Here is a 603-nt window from a genome sequence, read left to right on the forward strand (position 1 = left end):
TACTATACCCACGGTTCTTCCCTAAGGACAGAGCTTTACAATCCTAAGACCTTCTTCACTCACGCGGCGTTGCTCCATCAGGCTTGCGCCCATTGTGGAAGATTCCCCACTGCTGCCTCCCGTAGGAGTCTGGACCGTGTCTCAGTTCCAGTGTGACTGATCGTCCTCTCAGACCAGCTATAGATTGTCGCCCTGGTGAGCCTTTACCTCACCAGCTAGCTAATCTACCGCGGACCCCTCCTCAAACGATGGTAAAACCACCTTTTCTGATTGTGTGATGCCACACTCTCAGCTTACCCGGGATTAGCCCGACTTTCGCCAGGTTATCCCAGTCTTGAGGACAGGTTATCCACGTGTTACTCACCCGTCCGCCACTATCTAGATCTCGTCTTCAACCCGAAGGTTTCCGTCGAGGTAGACCGTTCGACTTGCATGTGTTAAGCACGCCGCCAGCGTTCGTCCTGAGCCAGGATCAAACTCTCCGTATAAAGAATTTGATTTGGCTTCTATTATTAATATAAAAGCTTTAAACTAATAATTACTTTTAAGTTTTAACACTCAAAGTATATTAACGTTGGCTTGCTGTTTAATTTTCAAGGTTCA

Annotated in this window: 1 rRNA gene; it reads right to left on the reverse strand. The window is 47.6% G+C overall.

Going from position 1 to position 603, the window contains the following annotated elements:
- Positions 1 to 488 (reverse strand): 16S ribosomal RNA (locus LJ207_RS12270); the annotation flags it as partial.
- Positions 489 to 603 lie beyond the last annotated feature (115 nt).

The organism is Halanaerobium polyolivorans, from assembly GCF_020711195.1.
Lineage (GTDB): Bacteria > Bacillota > Halanaerobiia > Halanaerobiales > Halanaerobiaceae > Halanaerobium > Halanaerobium polyolivorans.